This is a genomic window from Saccharothrix longispora (assembly GCF_030852425.1).
Taxonomy (GTDB): Bacteria; Actinomycetota; Actinomycetes; order Mycobacteriales; family Pseudonocardiaceae; genus Actinosynnema; species Actinosynnema longispora.
Genome location: NZ_NSDM01000008.1, coordinates 107,831 through 124,258, shown reverse-complemented (window position 1 = coordinate 124,258; position 16,428 = coordinate 107,831). Strand labels below are relative to the sequence as shown.

Genomic DNA, 16,428 nt, shown 5'->3' with positions numbered 1-16,428 from the left:
CGCTAGACCGGCTTGCGGCCCGTCACGGAGACGTTGTAGAAGACCTCGCGCGGCAGGACCTTCGACAGCACGTTCTCGTCCACCCAGGACAGGCGCTGCCAGGTGCGGTAGGCGAACATCGCCCAGCCGAAGCCCAGCTTCTCGCGCGGCACGGCGGCCTCGAACGTGCGCACCGGCCACCCGAACAGCGCGGCCGACAGCTCCTCGGTCACCGCCTTCACGTCCACCGCGCCCGCGCCGCGCGCGGTCCGCTCCAGCTCGCCCGGGTCGAACGTGTGGAGGTCCACGACGGCTTCCAGCGCCGCCGCGCGCGACGACTCGTCCAGCTCCTCCTGCGGCCGGCGCCAGTCGTTCAGCGGCGACAGCTTCGTCACGTTCGTGGTCAGCCACCAGGTGAGCTGCCCGAGCTTGCGGGCGTAGAAGTTGCCCACGTTCGTGGGGTCCCCGGCGAACACGAACCGCCCGCCCGGCTTGAGCACCCGCAGCACCTCGCGCATGGCGGCGGGCACGTCCGGGATGTGGTGCAGCACCGCGTGGCCGACGACCAGGTCGAACGTGTCGTCGTCGTACGGGATGCGCTCGGCGTCGGCGACCCGGCCGTCCACCGGTAGTTCCAGCTGCTCGGCGTTGCGCAGCGCCACCTCGACCATGCCCGGCGACAGGTCCGTCACGGACCCCTTCTCGACCACGTCGCCCTGCATGAGGTTGAGCAGGAAGAACCCGGTGCCGCAGCCCAGCTCCAGCGCGTGCGCGTACGGGCCGGTGTCGCCCGCGACGGCGCGGAACCGGTCGGTCGCGTAGGTGATGCAGCGCTCGTCGTAGGAGATCGACCACTTCTCGTCGTACGTGCCGGCTTCCCAGTCGTGGTACAGCACGTTGGCGAGCTTGGGGTCCTCGTAGGCGGCCTGGACCTCCTCCGCGGTGGCGTGCGGGTGCGGTTTCGGGTCGACGGGGTCCACCGGCCCGGGGGTGTCCACGCGATCAACGGCCACTGAACTTCGCCTTCCCCGGGCCGTTCTCGATGAACGACGCCATGCCGGTCTTCTGGTCCTCGGTCGCGAACATCGCCGCGAACAGCTGGCTCTCCAGCTTCAGGCCGCTGCCGAGGTCGGTGTCGAGGCCGCCGTCGATGGCGGCCTTGGCGGCGGCGTAGGCGCGCACCGGGCCGCCGACGAACTGCCCGGCCCACCGCCTGGCCGCCTCGTACACGTCGTCGGGCGCGACGACCTCGTCCACCATGCCGATCCGCAACGCCTCCTCGGCGCCCACGAACCGGCCGGTGTAGACGAGGTCCTTGGCCTTCGACGGGCCGATCAGCCGCGGCAGGCGCTGCGTGCCGCCCATGCCGGGGATGACGCCGAGCAGGATCTCCGGCTGGCCGACCTTGGCGTTGTCGCCCGCGATGCGGCGGTCCGCGCACAGCGCCAGCTCGAAGCCGCCGCCGAGCGCGTAGCCGGTGACGGCCGCCACGGTCGGCTTGGGGATCTCCTCGACCGCCCGCAGGGCCGAGGTGAACGAGCCCGCGCGGGCGGCCATCTCGGCGTAGGACAACCCGGCCATCTCCTTGATGTCCGCGCCGGCCGCGAAGACCTTCGGGCCGCCGTAGACGATCACGGAGAACACGTCGGCGCGGTCGGCCGCCTCCAGCGCGGCGGACCGGATCTCCTCCTGGACCTGCCTGTTGAGCGCGTTCATCGGCGGGCGGTCCAGCCGGATGGTGCCGATCCCGCCCTCGACTTCGAGCCTCACGAACTCAGCCACGCAGTCCTCCTCGACCGTGCGTCAATAGCCGCCTCGCAGGTTACTACCGGGTAGTCGGGCTGCCCGCCCGGCCGTCACGCCTGCTTGCGGCGGGCGAAGTACCGGTCGCCCGCGCGCTGGAGCTCCAGCGGCTGGTCGAAGGTCCTGGTCAGGTTCTCCTCGGTCAGCACGTCCGCCAGCAGGCCCTGCGCCACGACGCCGCCCCCGCGCAGCAGCAGCGCGTGCGTGAAGCCCGGCGGGATCTCCTCCACGTGGTGCGTGACCAGCACCATCGCCGGTGCGTCCGGGTCGAGCGCCAGCTCCGAGAGGCGCGCCACCAGGTCCTCGCGCCCGCCCAGGTCCAGCCCGGCGGCCGGCTCGTCGAGCAGCAGCATCTCCGGGTCGGTCATCAGCGCGCGGGCGATCAGGGTGCGCTTGCGCTCGCCCTCGGACAGCGTGCCGAACGCGCGGTCGGCCAGGTGCTCGATGCCGAGCGCGCCCAGCAGCTCCTTCGCGCGGCCCGTGTCGAGCTTGTCGTACTCCTCGCGCCACCGGCCCAGCACCGCGTACCCGGCGCTGACGACCAGGTCGACGACCTTCTCCTCGTTGGGGATGCGGTTCGCCAGGGCCGCCGAGCAGAGGCCGATGCGCGGGCGCAGCTCGAACACGTCGGTCTTGCCGATGCGTTCGCCGAGCAGGTGCAGCTTGCCCTTGGTCGGGTGCAGCTCGGCGCCGGCCAGGCGCAGCAGCGTGGTCTTGCCCGCGCCGTTGGGGCCGAGCACGACCCACCGCTCGTCGAGTTCCACGCCCCAGTCCACGTCGCCGACCAGCGTGGTCTTGCCACGTCGAACCGAAACACCCTGCATGTGGATGACCAGATCTTCGTTTTCCACGCTCGTCCTCGCCCCGATCGACACCAACCCCGGCCATTGTTCTGCAAGCCCCCTCGCGAGCGGTGCGGCGGGTGCGGGTTCATGTGACGTTCCGGCCACGTCGCGCGCTCATCCCCACTCCGTCGGTGGCTGCTGGAAGGATCGCGGTATGCCAGCCGACTCGATCCTGCTTGCCGGCCGACCGTTCCCCCTCGGCGCCCACCCGGAGGCCGGGGGTGTGCGCTTCGCCGTGTCCGCACCGCCCGCCGAGGCGGTCGAGGTGTGCCTGATCAGCGAAGACGGCACCGAGGAGCGCGTCGAGCTGACCGAGCGCACGTTCGGCGTGTGGCACGGGTTGATCTCCGGCGTCACCCCTGGGCAGCGCTACGGCTACCGCGTGCACGGCCCGTACGACCCGTCGCGCGGCCTGCGCTGCAACCCGGCGAAGATCCTCGTGGACCCGTATGCGACGAGGATCACGGGCGCGCTGACCGACCTCGACGCCGCCCTCGGCTACGTGGGCGACCCGATGCACGGCGGGCCGTCGACGGTCGACTCGCTGGGCAGCGTGCCGCTGTCCGTCGTCACCTCGCCGGGCGGGCCGGACACGGGCGTGAAGCCCGAGGTGCCGTTCGAGGAGGCGGTGGTCTACGAGCTGCACGTGAAGGGCTTCACCCAGCGGCACCCCGGCGTGCCCCAGCACCTGCGCGGCACCTACCTGGGCCTGGCCCACCCGTCCGTGGTGGAGCACCTGGTGCGGCTGGGCGTGACGACGGTCGAACTGCTGCCCGTGCAGGCGTTCCTCGACGAGCCGTCGCTGGTCGAGGCCGGCCGGCGCAACTACTGGGGCTACTCGCCGCTGGCGTGGTTCGCGCCGCACCCCGGGTACGCCAGCGAGCCCGGCCGCGAGGTCGAGGAGTTCCGCACGATGGTGTCCGCGCTGCACTCGGCGGGCATCGAGGTGCTGATCGACGTCGTCTACAACCACACCTGCGAGGGCGGCCCGGACGGGCCCACGCTGTCCTACCGGGGCTTCGACGCGCCCGGCTACTACCTGCACATCGAGGGCGGTGGCACGCTCGACATCACCGGCTGCGGCAACACGACCGAGGCCGGGTCGCCGCAGTTCGTGCGCCTGGTGACCGACTCGCTGCGGTACTGGACGACCGAGCTGGGCGTGGACGGGTTCCGGTTCGACCTCGCGTCCACGCTGGGCCGACCCGGCGGGCGGGGCTTCGACCGGGCGTCGGCGATGCTCACCGCGATCACCACCGACCCGGTGCTGTCGCGGTGCAAGCTGATCGCCGAGCCGTGGGACGCCACCGGCGACGGCTACCGGGTCGGCGACTTCGGCGTGCAGTGGGCCGAGTGGAACGGCCGCTACCGCGACACGGTGCGCGACTACTGGCGCGGCATGACGAGCGTGCGCGACCTGGCCTACCGGCTGTCCGGGTCGTCCGACCTGTACTCCGACGACCTGCGCCGGCCGTGGCAGTCGATCAACTTCGTCACCGCGCACGACGGGTTCACGCTGCGCGACCTCGTGTCGTACAACGACAAGCACAACGAGGCCAACGGCGAGGACAACCGCGACGGCACCAACGACAACCGGTCGTGGAACTGCGGCGCCGAGGGCGAGACCGACGACGCCGAGGTGCTCGCGCTGCGCGCCCGGCAGGCCCGCAACCTGTTCGCCACGCTGCTGCTGTCCACCGGCACCCCGATGCTGACCGCGGGCGACGAGCTGTGGCGCACCCAGCTCGGCAACAACAACGCCTACTGCCTGGACGACGAGACGTCCTGGGTGGACTGGGAGCTGTCGCCCGAGGCCGAGTCGATGCTGGCGTTCGCCCGGCGGGTCATCGCGCTGCGCGCGACCAGCCCCGCGCTCCGGCAGCCCGCGTTCTTCGACGGCCGCACCACCCCGTCGGGCGCGCCGGACCTGGTGTGGTTCCGCCCGGACGGCGAGGAGATGGCCGAGACGGACTGGTTCGACGACGGCCGCCGGTTCCTCGGCATGTGGATCGACGGCTCCACGTCGCTGTCCCGCTCGCGCGACGGGGAGCTGGTGTCCGACGACTCGTGGCTGCTGCTCGTGCACGCCGGCGACGAGCCGTTGGAGGTCACCCTGCCGGGCCCGGAGTACGGCGGTCGCTACGAACCCGTGGTCGACACGACCACGGCCGACGGCTCGCCGGCCACGCCGGGCAGCTTCGCGGCGGGTGCGCCGCTGGTGCTGGGCGGCCGGGCGCTGGTGTTGCTGCGCGTGCCCGGCTGACCCGGCCGGGGTCACCCGGATCGCTCGGACACCGAGGCAATCCTGCCTGGTGAGAGCGCTCGGGCGGGGTGCCGCGGGCCGTGACAGGATGCCGACGTGGACCGGCCGTTGCTCACGTGGCGTGACCGCACGATCGACCTCCTGCTGGTGGCGTCGTGCGGCTGTAGCCGGACGCGGCGCGGTCGGTAGGAGGCCCGGGAGCCACCCCGGAACCGCGTCGCGTCCCGATCGCTACCCGCACCCGTAGCCGTCAGGAGCGACCCCGTGACCACGACGACCCCGCGCGCCGACCTGCACCCGGCGCTGGACGTGCCGCTGCTGCGCGACCTCGTCCACCCCGACCGCGAGCTGTGGACGCCGCGCGAGCTGCGCGAGCTGACCTCCACCGTCGCGAACGAGCTGACCACCCCGCTGCTGGAGATCCTCCGGTACGACCGGGAGCGGCGCTGGTGGGCGCGCCTGGGCCTGACCGGGGGCGTGGAGCTGTGGCTGCTGAGCTGGCTGCCCGGCCAGGGCACCGAGCCGCACGACCACGGTGGCGCGGCGGGCTCGTTCACCGTGCTCACCGGCGAGCTGTCCGAGGAGTACCGCTACCCCGGCGGTCCGGTGCGCGACGCCACCCGTCCGGTGGGCAGCGCCCTCGGGTTCGGCGCGGGCCGCGCGCACCGGGTGCTGAACCGGGGCATGATCGGGGCGGCGAGCGTGCACGCGTACTCGCCGCCGCTGGTGCCGACGCGGGAGTACCCGAGCCTGCTCGACATCCCGGACGAGATCCCGCCACTGCCCGCGCGGAGGCTGCCGCTGGAGCAGCTGCGCGAGTTGGCCGACCAGGAGGGCCCGTGAGCGTCGAGCAGTTGTTGGAGGAGGCGCGCGGTTCGCTGGCGCGCGTGGAGCCGCACGAGCTGGCCGAGCTCGACGACGTGCTGGTCGTCGACATCCGGCCGCGGGAGAACCGGGCCGCCGAGGGCGAGATCCCCGGTTCGGTGCCGGTGGAGCGGATCGTGCTGGAGTGGCGCCTCGACCCGACCGGCGAGTGGCGCATCCCCGGCTTCACCGCCGACACGACCGTGGTCGTGTTCTGCAACGAGGGCTACTCCTCCAGCCTGGCCGCCCGGGACCTCCAGCGCGTGGGCCTGCCGAAGGCGACGGACCTCGTGGGCGGCTTCCGCGCCTACGCCGCCGCCGGCCTCCCCGTCCGCCCGGGCCCCACCGAAGCCGTCACCTGACCGGGAGTCCGACGCCCAGGGTCCTGGGCGTCGGACTCCCGCGGTGGGAACCCGGGGTGGGGCGGTAGCGTCTCCTGCTCTGTGTGGAAATGGCTGACCGGGCTGGTCCTGGTGGTGTTGGCGGTCTGGCGGCCGGGCGTGGTGAGCTTCGGCGGGGCCGCGGTGGGGACGTGGGCGGTGCTCGCGCTGCTCCAGTTGGGACTGCTGGTGGGCGCCCTGGTGTTCGGCGTCCGGGTGCCGCTGGTCGTCATCGGCGTGGGCGGTGAGGTGCGCACGTGGACCAGCCCGCGGCGGCGGGTGGTGTGGCGGACCGTGCCGCTGCTGTTCGCCGTCGGGCTCAGCTCGGTCAAGGCGCCCGTGCGCAGGCGGCTCTTCCTGACCGCGCTCACCTCCCTCGTGTCGAGCGCGGCGGCCGTGGCGGGTGCCTGGTCGGCAGCGCGGGCGGGAGGGGGCTTCTGGCACGGGTTCGCCATCGCCGGCACGGCGGTGCTGGTCAACGCGCTGTGGCCGCGACGCGGGGCGGGCACGACGTCGCCCGGCTGGTTCCTGTTCTCGCTGCCCCGGCTGACCGGGCGCACCGCCGAGGAGTTCGAGGCGACGCCGCTGGTCAACGAGGTGTCGGACCTGCTCGCGGTCGGCGACCTCGACCGGGCCGAGGTGGCGGCCGAGGAGATGGCGCGGCGGTACCCGACGCTGCTGCTGTCGACGTCCGCGAAGGTCGCGGTGCTGACCCTGCGCACCAGGTACGCCGAGGCGCTGCACGCGGTGAGCGCCCTGGTCGGCCGCACGGACCTGGAGCCGCGCGACATGGCGTTCGTGATGGCCGAGATGGCCAGTGCCACGGCCAACGCCGTGGAGGGCGGCCAAGTGCCCGCCGACATCGGTCTGCCCGCCGCGCGCCGGGCCGTGGAGGGCGCGATGCAGCTGGGCTACCCGCGCTACCGCTGCACCGGCACGCTGGCGCAGCTCGCGCTGCTGGAGGACGACCACGCCGCGGCGATCGCCCTGGCCACCCAGGCCGGGAACACCAGCGAGAGCGGCCTGGGTCGGGCGGACGCGCTGGCCACGATCGCCCGCGCGCAGATGGCGTCCGGCGACAACGCGGCGGCCCGCCGCACCCTGGTGGAGGCGGTGGAGCTGGCCGGCTGGATGCCCCGCGTGGCCGAGACCAGCGCCCGGCTCAACGTCGGCTGACACCCGTTGCCACCACCCCCGGTCAGGTGGGCCGCGCGGACGTCGTCGTGGGCGAGGGGGTGGTGGTGGAGGTGGGTGAGGGCGAGCCCGGCGCGGGCACGGTCGGCAGTCCGCCCTCGGGTTCGGGCAGGCCGCAGTTCGCCAGCAGGTCCTTCACCGTCTTGAGCACGCCGGTGACCTCGTTCTTCAGCTTGCCCGGGTCGGGCGGCACGGCACCGGGCACGACCTTGCTCAACACGCTGTAGACCCCGGCGAACGAGGCCATCGCGTGGGACGGGCACAGCTCCGGCCCCGGGAACGGCTCTGCGGCCGGCGACCCGGCGGCGGGCGCGCTCACCGGCGGCACCGGCAGGCACTTCGCGCCCTGCATCGCGGTCAGCAGCCCGAGCGAGTCGCCGAGCGCCTCCGACACCGCCTTGCCCTCGGGCGGCTCGGCCACGACGCCGTCGACGACCCCCTTCAGCGTCGACGACAGCTGCCCCACCAGCCCGCCGCACGCCGCCGGGGGTTCCTCCGCCACCGCCGAGGGGACGACGAGGACGACCCCCGCGACGATCAGGGAAATACCGGACGCGATCGATTTCCGGATCGTTCCCACTCGACCTCCAGCACGATCGGCGACCCGTTCGGCGGGCTGTTCCACGCAATCGAGCGTAAGGCGCTGAACTGCCCGCTACCAGCGGAGACACCGATTTCACCTGAAGGTCGAACGCGGTTCTGACGTGTTGGGAGAAATGCGCTCCGGATGACCGTCGGTCACCACCGACGGTCATCCGACCGGGTCACCAGCCCGCGAGCACCACACGTCCGAGTTCAGCCGGTGACGCCAGCAGTTCGTGCCGCGGCAGCACGCGCACGGTGTACCCGACGGCGCCCGCGTGCGGCAGCGGCACCTCGGCCTCGTAGTTGCCGTTGCCCGCGTAGGCCATGCCGTGCGTGACCACGTCGTACAGCTCGTCCGAGTCGCCGACCCGGCCGAGCGCCACCTGCACGTCCACCTCGGACGGCTCCAGCCCGGCCAGCTCGACCCGGGCCCGCACGCCGACCGGCGCGCCGAGCAGCGGCGCGGCGGACCCGTTGAGCGAGACGTCCGAGTCGAGCACCCGCACCCGCGTCCACGACGCGCGCAGCCGCTGCCGGTAGGCGGCCAGCTCCTTGGCGCCGCGGTAGCCCTCGCCGACGACCGACGCGGCCGACGCGGCGGCGGGCGCGTACAGGTTCTCCACGTACTCGCGGACCATGCGCGACGCCTGCACGGCCGGGCCGAGCGAGGCCAGCGTGTGCCGGACCATCGAGAGCCAGCGCGCGGGCACGCCGTCCTCGCCGCGGTCGTAGAACAGCGGCGCGACCTGGTTGCCGAGCAGGTCGTAGAGCGCGGCGGCCTCCAGGTCGTCGCGCCGGGTCGGGTCGGTGACGCCGTCCGCGGTCGGGATGGCCCAGCCGTTGCTGCCGTCGTACAGCTCGTCCCACCAGCCGTCGCGGATCGACAGGTTGAGGCCGCCGTTGAGCGCCGACTTCATGCCGGACGTGCCGCACGCCTCCAGCGGGCGCATCGGGTTGTTCAGCCACACGTCGCAGCCCCAGTACAGGTACCGGGCCATGGACATGTCGTAGTCGGGCAGGAACACGATCCGGTGGCGCACGCCCGCGTCGTCGGCGTAGCGCACGATCTGCTGGATCAGCGCCTTGCCGCCGTCGTCGGCCGGGTGCGACTTGCCCGCGACGACCAGCTGCACGGGGCGCTCGGGGTGCAGCAGCATCGCGCGCAGCCGCTCCGGGTCGCGCAGCATCAGCGTGAGCCGCTTGTAGGTGGGCACGCGGCGGGCGAAGCCGACGGTCAGCACGTCCGGGTCGAAGACGGAGTCGGTCCAGCCGAGTTCGAGCGCGGACGCGCCGCGCTGGAGCCAGGACGCGCGGGTGCGGCGGCGGACCTCGTCGACGAGCTTGCCGCGCAGGTCGTTGCGCAGCTCCCACAGCCGCTGGTCGGTGACCGGCTCGAACCCGCGCGGGCCGACGCCGTCGTCCTCGCCGTCGCCGAGCAGCCTGCTCATCTCGGTCGCCGCCCACGTCGGGCCGTGCACGCCGTTGGTGACCGAGCCGATGGGCACCTCGGTGGCGTCGAAGCCCGGCCACAGGCCGCGGAACATGTCGCGGCTGACCCGGCCGTGCAGCTTGGACACGCCGTTGGCGCGCTGCGCGAGCCGCAGTCCCATGTGGGCCATGTTGAACAGGCCGGGGTTCTCCTCCGCGCCGAGGGCGAGGACGCGCTGCGTGTTCACGCCCGGCAGCAGCGTCCCGGAGCCGAAGTAGTGCTGGACGAGGTCGACGGGGAACCGGTCGATGCCCGCCGGCACGGGGGTGTGCGTGGTGAACACGGTGCCCGCGCGCACGGCGGCCAGCGCCTGGTCGAAGTCCAGGCCCTCACCGGTGACCAGCTCGCGGATGCGCTCCAGGCCGAGGAACCCGGCGTGTCCCTCGTTGGTGTGGAAGACCTCGGGGCTCGGGTGACCGGTCAGGTCGCAGTACGTGCGCACGGCCCGCACGCCGCCGACGCCCGCCAGGATCTCCTGGCGGATGCGGTGGTCCTGGTCGCCGCCGTAGAGGCGGTCGGTGACGCCCCGCAGGTCCTCGTCGTTCTCCTCCACGTCGGAGTCGAGCAGGAGCAGCGGGATGCGGCCCACCTGGGCCTTCCAGACCTTCGCGCGCAGCACGCGGTCGCCGGGCATGGCGACGTGCACGAGGATGGGCGCGCCGGACGGCTCGGTCAGCAGCTCCAGCGGCAGGCCGCGCGGGTCGAGCACCGGGTAGTGCTCGATCTGCCAGCCGTCGAGGCTCAGCGCCTGGCGGAAGTAGCCGGACCGGTAGAGCAGGCCGACCGCGATCAGCGGGACGCCCAGGTCGGACGCCGCCTTCAGGTGGTCGCCGGCGAGGACGCCGAGGCCGCCGGAGTAGTTCGGCAGGGCTTCGGTGACGCCGAACTCCATCGAGAAGTAGGCGACGGCCGCGGGCAGGGGGGCCGTCTCGTGGTCGCCGTGCTCGCGGCGCTGCCGGACCTCGTCCCGGCGGCGCTGGAACCAGCGGGGGCCGGTCGTGTAGCGGTGCAGGTCGTCGGCGAGCGCGCGGACGTGGGCCAGGAACTGCTCGTCCCCGGCGAGCGCGTCGAGGCGCTCGCGTGACACGGTGGAGAGCAGGCGGAGCGGGTCGCCGTGCTCCGCCCACAGCTCCGGGTCGACGGAGGCGAACAGGTCCTGGGTGGGCTGGTGCCACGTCCAGCGCAGGTTGGTGGCGAGGGTGCCCAGCGCCCCGAGCGGCTCGGGCAGGCTGGCTCGGACGGTGAACCGGCGGAGTGCTCGCATGGCGTCGGACCTTATCCCCCATCCAGCGGTGTCGAGCAACGGTCACCCGAACCGATGCAGGGACCGATACAGCCGGACCTGCGACAACGCTTCCGTGCAAGTTATTTCGCAGAAGCGCCGCAAGCGTTAACAGGGGTCGCCGGAACCCGCACGATCAAGCCCCCGAACGTGTGACCCCGCGCTCGGCCACGGCGGCCCGATAATCGATCAGGGCTTGCGGGAACAGCGCCGCGCACTCCTCCAGCACCCGCTCCGTCAGGACCAGCTGGAAGGTGTTGTCACCCTGGAACGAGAACTCGACCGCCTCGTCCTCGACGTCGACCGCGTGCACCACCCGGGCCCCGTCGTACGCCTTCACCCAACCACCGACAGCTACTCGCGACATGCCCGGATCTCCTTTGTCAAGGTCTCGAACATAACGTGCCTAGGCATCTCTCGTAATTACCTGAAGGAGTGATCCTGTGGGTCGCACCCTGCACACCATTCCCCGCCGCCTGCTGGGCGGCGAACTGCGGCGACTACGCCTGGCCGCCGGACGCTCCCAAGTCGAGGCGGCGCGGGCGATCGGTCGTGACCAGAGCCGGATCAACAAGCTCGAAGGTGGGCGGACCAGCCTCAACACCGAAGAACTCGCCGCGCTTCTCGACTTCTTCGGAGCCGATCCGGCCGAGCGCGGCCGAATCCTCGACATGGGGGTCGAGGCACGCAAAAGGCATCCCAGATCGCGCGCCTACGTAGACCAACTACCGCACTCCTACCGACGTCTCGCGACCCTGGAGGCGCAGGCAACCACCATCATGACGTACGAACGAGGCATCTTTCCCGGGCTGCTTCAGTGCGCCGAGTACGCCGAGGCGGCCATGCGGGCCGTGGACGGGCTGTGGTGGGAGCCGTCCTACGAGGAGCGGGCCAACCGGGTCGCGTTCCGGATGGAGAGACAACGCATGGTGCTGGAAGGCACGCTGCCCGAAAAGCTCGTATTCGTTGTCACCGATGACGCGCTGAACAGCCAGTACGGCGACCATAGGGTGATGCGAAGGCAGGTCGAGCACGTGCTCGCGCTGACCGCCGACCGCGAGATCGAACTCCGGCTGCTGTCGAGCTGGACGAGGGACAACCCGGCCCCCTCGGCCGGCTTCACCCTGCTGCACTTCGACCAGCCGGCCCCGCCCGTCGGCTTCATGTCGGTGGCGTTCGGTCCGTCGCCCTACCTGTCCGACCCGGACGACACTGCGGCGCTGGAACGGACCTTCCAGTGGCTGCTGGACGCCGCGCTCGACCCGGCAGAATCGAGGGACGTCCTGGAGGAAGCACTGAAGAGGAGTTGACCCGTGGCCGTCCCCACCGGCTGGTTCAAGAGCAGCCACAGCGCCCCCGCTTCCGACAACTGCGTGGAGGTCCGGTTCGCCGGTGCGGAGCGCGCGGTCGGCGTGCGCGACTCCAAGAACACCCGCGCGACCCTCACCGTCCCGGCCGCCGGCTGGTCGGTATTCGTCGCGTCGATGCGTCGGAGCTGACCGACGTGCGTTCGCGCCCCGCGTCATTGATCATGTTCACCGGAGGTTCCCGCGCCGTCGCCCGAACGGTGACGGCGCGGTAACCGGGCGGGACCCCAGGACCTGGGACCCTGCCCTCCACGGCAGGACCACGGCAGACCATGACGAGGACCACGGCGGACCACGGCGAGAACGGCGTGCCCGCCACGTGTGCGATGCCGTCGGACGGGGTACGAACAGCAGGGTGGGTCCCGGTGACGGCTGGTCCGGCCGCTGCGGGCAGACTTGACCGTGCACGCGTCACACCAGGTGAGAGGGGCGCTGCTGCCGATGAGTGGACGACTCGGGATCGACGACGTCTCCCCGATCGTGAGCGGTGGTCGTTACCCGGCGAAAGCCGTGGTCGGCGAGCACGTTCCGGTCGAGGCGACGGTCTGGCGCGAGGGGCACGACGCCGTCGCCGCCACCGTCGCGTGGCGAGGTCCGAACGACCGGGTCGCCAGACAGACGCGGATGGTCCCGCAGGGCGTGGGCCTCGACCGCTGGGCCACGACGATCGTGCCGGACGCCGAGGGCGCCTGGACGTTCCGCGTCGACGCCTGGAGCGACCCGTGGGCCACGTGGGTGCACGCCGTCGAGGTGAAGATCGCCGCCGGGCAGGGTCCGGAGGAGCTGGCCAACGACCTGGAGAGCGGCGCGCTGCTGCTCGACCGCGTCTCCCGCCGGCCCGACCGCCGCCGGGAGAAGCCGCTGCTGGCCAACGCCGCCGCGGCGCTGCGCGACGAGCACCGCCCGCTGGCCGAGCGGGTCGCCCCCGCGCTGGCCGCCGACGTCCGCCAGGTCATGCACGAGCACCCGGTCCGCGAGCTGATCACCAAGGGCAAGCCGCAGAAGGTCTGGGTCGACCGCAAGCGCGCCGCCTTCGGCTCCTGGTACGAGTTCTTCCCCCGCAGCACGGGCGGCGTGGACGAGTCGGGCGTGCCGGTCCACGGCACGTTCGCCACCGCGACCCGCGAGCTGGACCGCGTCGCGGCCATGGGCTTCGACGTCGCCTACCTGCCACCGATCCACCCGATCGGCCGGGTCAACCGCAAGGGCCCGAACAACACGCTGCACGCCACCGAGGACGACCCGGGCTCGACGTGGGCCATCGGCGCGGACGAGGGCGGGCACGACGCGATCCACCCCGAGCTGGGCACGATCGAGGACTTCGACGCGTTCGTGGCCCGCGCCCGCGAGCTGGACCTGGAGATCGCGCTCGACCTGGCGATCCAGTGCGCGCCCGACCACCCGTGGGTGCTGAAGAACCCGGAGTGGTTCACCACCCGCCCCGACGGCTCGATCGCCTACGCGGAGAACCCGCCGAAGAAGTACCAGGACATCTACCCGGTCAACTTCGACAACGACCCGCAGGGCATCTACAACGAGGTGCTGCGCGTCGTCCTGCACTGGGTCGACCACGGGGTGAAGATCTTCCGGGTCGACAACCCGCACACCAAACCGCCGGACTTCTGGGCGTGGCTGATCTGGGCGGTCAAGGACCGCCACCCGGACGTGCTGTTCCTGTCCGAGGCGTTCACCCGCCCCGCCCGCCTGTACGGCCTGGCCAAGCTCGGCTTCACGCAGAGCTACACCTACTTCACCTGGCGCACGACCAAGGAGGAGCTGACCGAGTTCGGCAACGAGCTGGTCGCGCACTGGGATGAGGCGCGCCCCAACCTGTTCGTGAACACCCCGGACATCCTGCACGAGTCGTTGCAGGTGGGCGGGCCGGGCATGTTCGCGCTGCGCGCGGCGCTGGCGGCGACGATGGCGCCGACCTGGGGCGTGTACTCGGGTTACGAGTTGTTCGAGCACGAGCCCGTCAAGCCGGGCAGCGAGGAGTACCTGAACTCGGAGAAGTACCAGCTCCGCCCCCGCGACTACGCGGCGGCGGTGGCCGAGGGCAGGTCGCTCGAACCGTGGTTGCGCAAGCTGAACGCGATCCGCCGGGCCCACCCGGCGCTCCAGCAGATGCGAACGCTGCGGTTCCACCACGTCGACAACCCGGCCCTGATCGCCTACTCGAAGCAGGACCCGGCCACCGGCGACACGGTGGTCGTCGTGGTGAACCTCGACCCGCACGACGCGCAGGACGGCACCGTCTGGCTGGACCTGCCCGCGCTCGGCATCGACTGGCACGAACGGCTGATCGCGCACGACGAGGTCACCGGGGAGACCTGGGACTGGGGGCAGGCGAACTACGTGCGCCTGGAACCGTGGCGCGCCGCGGCCCACGTCGTGGGCGTGCTGCGCCGATCCGGCTAGGGCGGGGTCCGGCGGCCGGCGGCCACGACAGCCGGCGACAGGCGACAACCGATCCGGTCCCCTTTCACGCAGTCCCCGCGCTCGCGGACGAGCGCGGGGACTATCGAACGTACCCCCAATGAGGTGGGACGAGGTGGAGCACAGATGCATGAAGAGGTCCGACCCGACGCCGCCCTGGTAGGGCTGGAGACCGTCCCGCACACCGGTGAGGGCATCCGCGCGGACGGCATGCTCATCGAACCGCAGGCCGAGGACTTCCGCTCGGCGAAGCTGGTGCCGCGCGAACCGGACTGGTTCAAGGGCGCGGTCTTCTACGAGGTGCTGGTCCGGGCGTTCAGCGACTCGAACGGCGACGGCACCGGCGACCTGCGCGGTCTCGCGTCGCGGTTGGACTACCTGGAGTGGCTGGGCGTCGACTGCCTGTGGCTTCCGCCGTTCTACGCCTCGCCGCTGCGCGACGGCGGTTACGACATCTCCGACTTCCGCGCCGTGCTGCCCGAGTTCGGCACCGTCGAGGACTTCGTCTACCTGCTGGACGAGGCGCACCGGCGCGGCATCCGCGTGATCACCGACCTGGTCCTCAACCACACCAGCGACGCGCACCCGTGGTTCCAGCAGTCACGGTCGGACCCGGACGGGCCGTACGGCGACTACTACGTCTGGAGCGACGACGACCAGAAGTACGCCGACGCGCGGATCATCTTCGTCGACACCGAGTCGTCCAACTGGACGTACGACCCGGTGCGCGGCCAGTTCTACTGGCACCGCTTCTTCTCCCACCAGCCGGACCTGAACTTCGAGAACCCGCACGTCCAGGAGGCCATGCTGGACACGCTGCGGTTCTGGCTCGACCTCGGCATCGACGGGTTCCGGCTCGACGCCGTGCCGTACCTGTTCGAGCAGGAGGGCACGAACTGCGAGAACCTGCCGCGCACGCACGACTTCCTCAAGCGCTGCCGCAAGGTCGTCGACGACGAGTACCCGGGCCGCGTGCTGCTGGCCGAGGCGAACCAGTGGCCGTCGGACGTGGTGGAGTACTTCGGCGACCCCGAGGTGGGCGGCGACGAGTGCCACATGGCGTTCCACTTCCCGCTGATGCCGCGCATCTTCATGGCGGTGCGGCGCGAGTCGCGGTTCCCGATCTCGGAGATCCTGGCCCAGACGCCGCAGATCCCGTCGGGCGCGCAGTGGGGCATCTTCCTGCGCAACCACGACGAGCTGACGCTCGAGATGGTCACCGACGAAGAACGCGACTACATGTACGCGGAGTACGCCAAGGACCCGCGGATGAAGGCGAACATCGGCATCCGCCGCCGCCTGGCGCCCCTGCTGGAGAACGACCGCAACCAGCAGGAGCTGTTCACCGCGATGCTGCTGTCACTGCCCGGCTCGCCGGTGCTCTACTACGGCGATGAGATCGGCATGGGCGACAACATCTGGCTCGGCGACCGGGACGCGGTGCGCACGCCGATGCAGTGGACCCCCGACCGCAACGCCGGCTTCTCGTCGTGCGACCCGGGCCGCATCTACCTGCCCGTGATCATGGACCCGGTGTACGGCTACCAGGGGCTCAACGTCGAAGCCCAGCTGAACAACCAGTCGTCCCTGCTCAACTGGACCCGCCGGATGATCGAGGTGCGCAAGCAGCACCACGCGTTCGCCGAGGGCGACTTCACCGACCTGGGCGGGTCCAACCCCAGCGTGCTGGCCTACCGGCGGCGCTACTGCCGACCCGACGGCCGCGAGGACGTCGTGCTGTGCGTGAACAACCTGTCGCGGTTCCCGCAGCCGGTCGAGCTCGACCTGTCCGAGCACCGCGGCTCCCGGCCCGTCGAGCTGACCGGCGGTGTCCGGTTCCCCCGCATCGGCGACCTGTCGTACCTGCTCACGCTGCCGGGCCACGGCTTCTACTGGTTCCAGCTCGTGGACGCGGGCGACGACAGCGAGAGCAGGTGAAGG

14 protein-coding genes are annotated in these 16,428 nt (G+C 71.8%); 8 read left to right on the top strand and 6 right to left on the bottom strand.

Translation table 11 applies throughout. The features are described from left to right. Positions 1 to 2: 2 nt before the first annotated feature. The 3 genes from CKY47_RS19720 to CKY47_RS19710 all read right to left on the bottom strand — a co-directional run bounded on the left by CKY47_RS19720 (position 3) and on the right by CKY47_RS19710 (position 2,606). Complete coding sequence (locus CKY47_RS19720) at positions 3 to 992, bottom strand: class I SAM-dependent methyltransferase (protein ID WP_306747359.1); 990 nt, start codon at positions 990 to 992, stop codon at positions 3 to 5. Beyond that, positions 982 to 1,761, bottom strand: coding sequence for an enoyl-CoA hydratase/isomerase family protein (locus CKY47_RS19715; RefSeq protein ID WP_306747358.1), 780 nt, complete (start codon positions 1,759 to 1,761; stop codon positions 982 to 984). The genes CKY47_RS19720 and CKY47_RS19715 overlap by 11 nt, the downstream gene beginning before the upstream one ends. 74 nt (positions 1,762 to 1,835) lie before the next feature. Then, complete coding sequence (locus CKY47_RS19710; RefSeq protein ID WP_306747633.1) at positions 1,836 to 2,606, bottom strand: ABC transporter ATP-binding protein; 771 nt, start codon at positions 2,604 to 2,606, stop codon at positions 1,836 to 1,838. 175 nt (positions 2,607 to 2,781) lie between these two features. On the opposite strand from CKY47_RS19710, the gene glgX reads away from it, so the two are divergent. The 4 genes from glgX (at position 2,782) to CKY47_RS19690 (ending at position 7,310) form a co-directional block, all read left to right on the top strand. Beyond that, a complete protein-coding gene (glgX, locus tag CKY47_RS19705) occupies positions 2,782 to 4,890 on the top strand; it encodes a glycogen debranching protein GlgX (RefSeq protein ID WP_306747357.1) in 2,109 nt (702 codons plus the stop codon). A 264-nt stretch (positions 4,891 to 5,154) separates the two neighbouring features. Then, positions 5,155 to 5,733 (top strand): cysteine dioxygenase, encoded by a 579-nt coding sequence (locus tag CKY47_RS19700; protein ID WP_306747356.1) that lies wholly within the window; start codon positions 5,155 to 5,157, stop codon positions 5,731 to 5,733. Continuing rightward, complete coding sequence (locus tag CKY47_RS19695) at positions 5,730 to 6,116, top strand: rhodanese-like domain-containing protein (RefSeq protein ID WP_306747355.1); 387 nt, start codon at positions 5,730 to 5,732, stop codon at positions 6,114 to 6,116. Before CKY47_RS19700 ends, CKY47_RS19695 begins: the two co-directional genes overlap by 4 nt. An 81-nt stretch (positions 6,117 to 6,197) precedes the next feature. Continuing rightward, the gene (locus CKY47_RS19690) at positions 6,198 to 7,310 is read left to right on the top strand and encodes a hypothetical protein (protein ID WP_306747354.1); all 1,113 of its coding nucleotides are present in this window, start codon (positions 6,198 to 6,200) and stop codon (positions 7,308 to 7,310) included. A gap of 22 nt (positions 7,311 to 7,332) precedes the next feature. On the opposite strand, the gene CKY47_RS19685 is transcribed toward CKY47_RS19690, so the two are convergent. The 3 genes from CKY47_RS19685 to CKY47_RS19675 all read right to left on the bottom strand — a co-directional run bounded on the left by CKY47_RS19685 (position 7,333) and on the right by CKY47_RS19675 (position 11,051). Next, positions 7,333 to 7,908: a hypothetical protein gene (locus CKY47_RS19685; RefSeq protein ID WP_306747353.1), complete on the bottom strand. Its 576-nt coding sequence runs from the start codon at positions 7,906 to 7,908 to the stop codon at positions 7,333 to 7,335. A 184-nt stretch (positions 7,909 to 8,092) separates the two neighbouring features. Further along, positions 8,093 to 10,666, bottom strand: a complete 2,574-nt coding sequence (glgP, locus tag CKY47_RS19680) for an alpha-glucan family phosphorylase (protein ID WP_306747352.1) — start codon at positions 10,664 to 10,666, stop codon at positions 8,093 to 8,095. Between the two features lie 154 nt (positions 10,667 to 10,820). Beyond that, the gene (locus CKY47_RS19675) at positions 10,821 to 11,051 is read right to left on the bottom strand and encodes a hypothetical protein (protein WP_306747351.1); all 231 of its coding nucleotides are present in this window, start codon (positions 11,049 to 11,051) and stop codon (positions 10,821 to 10,823) included. A 76-nt stretch (positions 11,052 to 11,127) separates the two neighbouring features. Here CKY47_RS19675 and CKY47_RS19670 point away from each other — a divergent pair, with 76 nt between their 5' ends. The 4 genes from CKY47_RS19670 (at position 11,128) to treS (ending at position 16,425) form a co-directional block, all read left to right on the top strand. After that, entirely contained in the window at positions 11,128 to 11,994 is an 867-nt protein-coding gene (locus CKY47_RS19670) for a helix-turn-helix domain-containing protein (protein ID WP_306747350.1), read from the top strand. A 3-nt stretch (positions 11,995 to 11,997) separates the two neighbouring features. Further along, complete coding sequence (locus CKY47_RS19665; protein ID WP_306747349.1) at positions 11,998 to 12,183, top strand: DUF397 domain-containing protein; 186 nt, start codon at positions 11,998 to 12,000, stop codon at positions 12,181 to 12,183. 309 nt (positions 12,184 to 12,492) lie between these two features. Further along, complete coding sequence (locus CKY47_RS19660; RefSeq protein WP_306747348.1) at positions 12,493 to 14,469, top strand: alpha-1,4-glucan--maltose-1-phosphate maltosyltransferase; 1,977 nt, start codon at positions 12,493 to 12,495, stop codon at positions 14,467 to 14,469. A 144-nt stretch (positions 14,470 to 14,613) separates the two neighbouring features. Beyond that, on the top strand, positions 14,614 to 16,425 hold the full coding sequence (gene treS / locus CKY47_RS19655; protein WP_306747347.1) for a maltose alpha-D-glucosyltransferase: 1,812 nt from the start codon (positions 14,614 to 14,616) through the stop codon (positions 16,423 to 16,425). Positions 16,426 to 16,428 lie beyond the last annotated feature (3 nt).

Bases quoted from the DNA above. Each gene is read 5' to 3' on its own strand.
- treS (WP_306747347.1), top strand. From the start codon at position 14,614: ATGCATGAAGAGGTCCGACCCGACGCCGCCCTGGTAGGGCTGGAGACC.
- CKY47_RS19710 (WP_306747633.1), bottom strand. From the start codon at position 2,606: ATGCAGGGTGTTTCGGTTCGACGTGGCAAGACCACGCTGGTCGGCGAC.
- CKY47_RS19660 (WP_306747348.1), top strand. From the start codon at position 12,493: ATGAGTGGACGACTCGGGATCGACGACGTCTCCCCGATCGTGAGCGGT.
- glgP (WP_306747352.1), bottom strand. From the start codon at position 10,666: ATGCGAGCACTCCGCCGGTTCACCGTCCGAGCCAGCCTGCCCGAGCCG.
- glgX (WP_306747357.1), top strand. From the start codon at position 2,782: ATGCCAGCCGACTCGATCCTGCTTGCCGGCCGACCGTTCCCCCTCGGC.
- CKY47_RS19675 (WP_306747351.1), bottom strand. From the start codon at position 11,051: ATGTCGCGAGTAGCTGTCGGTGGTTGGGTGAAGGCGTACGACGGGGCC.